The sequence below is a fragment of the Rhodanobacter sp. C06 genome (genome assembly GCF_002001105.1).
GTDB lineage: Bacteria > Pseudomonadota > Gammaproteobacteria > Xanthomonadales > Rhodanobacteraceae > Rhodanobacter_A.
In genome coordinates, this window is record NZ_MUNP01000023.1 from 1 (window position 1) to 5,492 (window position 5,492).

Below are 5,492 nucleotides of genomic sequence, written 5' to 3' on the forward strand. Positions count from 1 at the left end.
CGGCTGGAAACTCGCCAACGGGGATGCTTCACACGCCCCGGTGGCGCGACCCGTCCAAAGGCAAACGCCCTCACCGGTATCGGTGAGGGCGTTTGAGGGATAAAGCCCCTGGCGGTGACCTACTCTTGCATGCGAGATGCACACTACCATCGGCGCGGCTGCGTTTCACTTCCGAGTTCGGGATGGGATCGGGTGGGACCACAGCGCTATGGCCGCCAGGGAAGGGGTTGAAGCAGCGCAAGGTGCGCCCGCTTCAAGGTTTGGAAGGCCTTTTTGAAGAGTTCGCCACGGGTGGCGGGTTTTGCTCTTCGCGAAAAGGACTTCGCGATAAATCAAAGGCAAACGAGTGACAAGCGTCCGGGTTGAATACCGGGAAACGTGGTGAAGGCCACTTGGGGTTATATGGTCAAGCCGCACGGCTCATTAGTACGCGTAAGCTCAATGCATTGCTGCACGTCCACATCGCGCCTATCAACCACCTGGTCTTGATGGTGCCTTAAGGAGAGTCAAGCTCTCGGGAGATCTCATCTTGGGGCGCGCTTCCCGCTTAGATGCTTTCAGCGGTTATCGCTTCCGTTCATAGCTACCGGGCAATGCCTCTGGCGAGACAACCCGAACACCAGCGGAACGTCCACTCCGGTCCTCTCGTACTAGGAGCAGCCCCCCTCAAATCTCCAACGCCCACGACAGATAGGGACCGAACTGTCTCACGACGTTCTGAACCCAGCTCGCGTACCACTTTAAATGGCGAACAGCCATACCCTTGGGACCGGCTACAGCCCCAGGATGTGATGAGCCGACATCGAGGTGCCAAACACCGCCGTCGATATGAACTCTTGGGCGGTATCAGCCTGTTATCCCCGGAGTACCTTTTATCCGTTGAGCGATGGCCCTTCCATACAGAACCACCGGATCACTATGACCTACTTTCGTACCTGCTTGATCCGTCGATCTCGCAGTCAAGCACGCTTATGCCATTGCACACAGTGCGCGATGTCCGACCGCGCTGAGCGTACCTTCGTACTCCTCCGTTACTCTTTGGGAGGAGACCGCCCCAGTCAAACTACCCACCATACACGGTCCCTGACCCGGATTACGGGCCGAGGTTAGAACGTCAAGCACTTCAGGGTGGTATTTCAAGGATGGCTCCACCGAAACTGGCGTCTCGGTTTCGTAGCCTCCCACCTATCCTACACAGAAGAACTCAACGTTCAGTGTAAAGCTATAGTAAAGGTTCACGGGGTCTTTCCGTCTTGCCGCGGGAACGCTGCATCTTCACAGCGATTTCAATTTCACTGAGTCTCGGGTGGAGACAGCGCCGCTGTCGTTACGCCATTCGTGCAGGTCGGAACTTACCCGACAAGGAATTTCGCTACCTTAGGACCGTTATAGTTACGGCCGCCGTTTACTGGGGCTTCGATCAAGAGCTTCGCCTTGCGGCTGACCCCATCAATTAACCTTCCAGCACCGGGCAGGCGTCACACCCTATACGTCCACTTTCGTGTTTGCAGAGTGCTGTGTTTTTGATAAACAGTCGCAGCGGCCAGGTTACTGCGACCCGCTGGTGCTCAGTCACGCATGTGACCACACCGGCGGGCGCACCTTCTCCCGAAGTTACGGTGCCATTTTGCCTAGTTCCTTCACCCGAGTTCTCTCAAGCGCCTTGGGATTCTCACCCTGCCTACCAGTGTCGGTTTACGGTACGGTTTGCTGTAGCTGAAGCTTAGTGGCTTTTCCTGGAAGCGTGGTATCAGTCACTTCGCCCAAAAGGGCTCGTCTCGGTGCTCGGCATAAAGCATCCCGGATTTGCCTAAGATGCATGCCTACTGCCTTTCCCCGGGACAACCAACGCCCGGTAGACCTAACCTTCTCCGTCCCCACATCGCACTACAGTCAAGTGCTGGAATATTAACCAGCTTCCCATCGACTACGCATTTCTGCCTCGCCTTAGGGGCCGACTCACCCTGCGCCGATGAACGTTGCGCGAGGAAACCTTGGGCTTTCGGCGTGCGGGCTTTTCACCCGCATTATCGTTACTCATGTCAGCATTCGCACTTCCGATACCTCCAGCGGACTTTACAATCCACCTTCACAGGCTTACGGAACGCTCCTCTACCGCGCACATTGCTGTGCACCCCGAGCTTCGGTGTCTAGCTTAGCCCCGTTAAATCTTCCGCGCAGACCGACTCGACCAGTGAGCTATTACGCTTTCTTTAAAGGATGGCTGCTTCTAAGCCAACCTCCTGGCTGTCTATGCCTTTCCACATCGTTTTCCACTTAGCTAGAACTTGGGGACCTTAGCTGCGGGTCTGGGTTGTTTCCCTTTTCACGACGGACGTTAGCACCCGCCGTGTGTCTCCCGGATAGTCTGTCCTGGTATTCGGAGTTTGCCATGGTTTGCTAAGTCGCGATGACCCGCTAGCCATAACAGTGCTCTACCCCCAGGAAGATTCGTCCGAGGCGCTACCTAAATAGCTTTCGAGGAGAACCAGCTATCTCCGAGTTTGTTTAGCCTTTCACTCCTATCCACAGCTCATCCCCATCTATTGCAACAGATGTGGGTTCGGTCCTCCAGTGCGTGTTACCGCACCTTCAACCTGGCCATGGATAGATCACTCGGTTTCGGGTCTACTGCCAGAGACTATGCGCCCTATTCAGACTCGGTTTCCCTTCGCCTCCCCTATACGGTTAAGCTTGCCACTGACAGTAAGTCGCTGACCCATTATACAAAAGGTACGCAGTCACCCTTGCGGGCTTCCACTGCTTGTACGTATACGGTTTCAGGGTCTATTTCACTCCCCTCTCCGGGGTTCTTTTCGCCTTTCCCTCACGGTACTTGTTCGCTATCGGTCAGTCAGGAGTATTTAGCCTTGGAGGATGGTCCCCCCATGTTCAGACAGGGTTTCTCGTGCCCCGCCCTACTCAATTTCATGCACGGTGCCCTTTCGTCTACCGGGCTATCACCGTCTGCGGCGGGCCTTTCCAGACCCTTCGACTAAAACACTGTGCACTTTTGGGCTAGTCCCCGTTCGCTCGTCGCTACTGAGGGAATCTCGGTTGATTTCTTTTCCTCCGGGTACTTAGATATTTCAGTTCCCCGGGTTCGCCTCGTACGGCTATGTATTCACCGCACGATACCTCTTGCGAGGTGGGTTTCCCCATTCGGACATTGCCGGATCAAAGCTTGTTGCCAGCTCCCCGACACTTTTCGCAGGCTGCCACGTCCTTCATCGCCTCTGACTGCCAAGGCATCCACCGTATACGCTTGGTCGCTTGACCATATAACCCCAAGTCGCCTCAGGGCCATACTTTCAAACCACCTGTTCGTGCCTCAACACGTGTCTCGGTTCGGTTCGAACCAAGACGCTTGTCACTCGTTTGCCAGTTTTCAAAGAACACAAGAACGGCCTCAACGCCGCCTCGCTTCAAATCTTTCAGTGTGCTGTGAATTCACGTCGTCAGTTGGTGGAGCCAGTCGGGATCGAACCGACGACCCCCTGCTTGCAAAGCAGGTGCTCTCCCAGCTGAGCTATGGCCCCGTGCCTTGTGCTGCCGGCACCGCCGAGGCGGTCGCCAGGGTGGTGGGTCTGGGAGGACTCGAACCACCGGCCTCACCCTTATCAGGGGTGCGCTCTAACCACCTGAGCTACAGACCCGGAAGCTTGTCAGGGACGCTACGTGAATACAGGTGTCTTGTGTGGACGTCTTGCGCGACGAGTCGCGCTGTCGTTCTCGAAAGGAGGTGATCCAGCCGCACCTTCCGATACGGCTACCTTGTTACGACTTCACCCCAGTCATGAACCACTCCGTGGTCGTCGTCCCCCTTGCGGTTAGACTAACGGCTTCTGGAGCAACTCACTCCCATGGTGTGACGGGCGGTGTGTACAAGGCCCGGGAACGTATTCACCGCGGCATAGCTGATCCGCGATTACTAGCGATTCCGACTTCACGAAGTCGAGTTGCAGACTTCGATCCGGACTGGGATCGGCTTTCTGGGATTGGCTCCACCTCGCGGTATTGCAACCCTCTGTACCGACCATTGTAGTACGTGTGTAGCCCTGGCCGTAAGGGCCATGAGGACTTGACGTCATCCCCACCTTCCTCCGGTTTGTCACCGGCAGTCTCCTTAGAGTTCCCACCTTTACGTGCTGGCAACTAAGGACAAGGGTTGCGCTCGTTGCGGGACTTAACCCAACATCTCACGACACGAGCTGACGACAGCCATGCAGCACCTGTGTTCCGATTCCCGAAGGCACTCCCGCATCTCTGCAGGATTCCGGACATGTCAAGGCCAGGTAAGGTTCTTCGCGTTGCATCGAATTAAACCACATACTCCACCGCTTGTGCGGGCCCCCGTCAATTCCTTTGAGTTTCAGTCTTGCGACCGTACTCCCCAGGCGGCGAACTTAACGCGTTAGCTTCGACACTGATCTCCGAGTTGAGACCAACATCCAGTTCGCATCGTTTAGGGCGTGGACTACCAGGGTATCTAATCCTGTTTGCTCCCCACGCTTTCGTGCTTCAGCGTCAGTGTTGTCCCAGATGGCCGCCTTCGCCACTGATGTTCCTCCCGATCTCTACGCATTTCACCGCTACACCGGGAATTCCACCATCCTCTGACACACTCTAGCTCGCCAGTATCCATTGCCATTCCCAGGTTGAGCCCGGGGATTTCACAACAGACTTAACGAACCGCCTACGCACCCTTTACGCCCAGTAATTCCGATTAACGCTTGCACCCTTCGTATTACCGCGGCTGCTGGCACGAAGTTAGCCGGTGCTTATTCCTCAGGTACCGTCAGCCCCACGGGTTATTAACCCGTAGTATTTCGCTCCTGATAAAAGTGCTTTACAACCCGAAGGCCTTCTTCACACACGCGGCATTGCTGGATCAGGCTTGCGCCCATTGTCCAATATTCCCCACTGCTGCCTCCCGTAGGAGTCTGGGCCGTGTCTCAGTCCCAGTGTGGCTGATCATCCTCTCAGACCAGCTAGCGATCGTCGCCTTGGTGGGCCATTACCCCGCCAACTAGCTAATCGCACATCGGTTCGTCCTGCCGCGCGAGGCCCGAAGGTCCCCCGCTTTCTCCCGTAGGACGTATGCGGTATTAGTCCCGGTTTCCCGAGGTTATCCCCCACGTCAGGGTAGATCCCGATGCATTACTCACCCGTCCGCCACTCGCCACCAGGTATTGCTACCCGTGCTGCCGTTCGACTTGCATGTGTTAGGCATGCCGCCAGCGTTCAATCTGAGCCAGGATCAAACTCTTCACTTAAGTTTTCGACAACCCGAGGGCTGTCTATCTTTCTGAAGCGTGACCCCAACCGTTGAAACTCATTACTGACTTTCTTTCGGTGGGACGCTTGCATTGCTTGGACAGGTCATCGACCCGCCAGCGCAAGGCGTCCACACAATTCACCTGTGCACACTGTCAAAGATCCAACCACCGCGGAGCTTTCCGCTAGAGGACATTTCGTCCCGGTGAGCCGCC

The 5,492-nt window shown here is 56.0% G+C and carries 2 tRNA genes and 3 rRNA genes; all 5 read right to left on the minus strand.

Annotated features, from left to right (window positions below):
- Positions 1–106 precede the first annotated feature (106 nt).
- Positions 107–220, minus strand: a 5S ribosomal RNA gene (rrf, locus tag B0E52_RS01190).
- A gap of 182 nt (positions 221–402) precedes the next feature.
- Positions 403–3,279: ribosomal RNA gene (locus B0E52_RS01195) — 23S ribosomal RNA — on the minus strand.
- 184 nt (positions 3,280–3,463) lie between these two features.
- Positions 3,464–3,539, minus strand: a tRNA-Ala gene (locus B0E52_RS01200).
- 40 nt (positions 3,540–3,579) lie between these two features.
- Positions 3,580–3,656, minus strand: a tRNA-Ile gene (locus B0E52_RS01205).
- A gap of 79 nt (positions 3,657–3,735) precedes the next feature.
- A 16S ribosomal RNA gene (locus B0E52_RS01210) occupies positions 3,736–5,276 on the minus strand.
- Together the 16S, 23S and 5S rRNA genes with 2 tRNA genes alongside form the textbook arrangement of a ribosomal RNA operon.
- Positions 5,277–5,492: the final 216 nt, after the last annotated feature.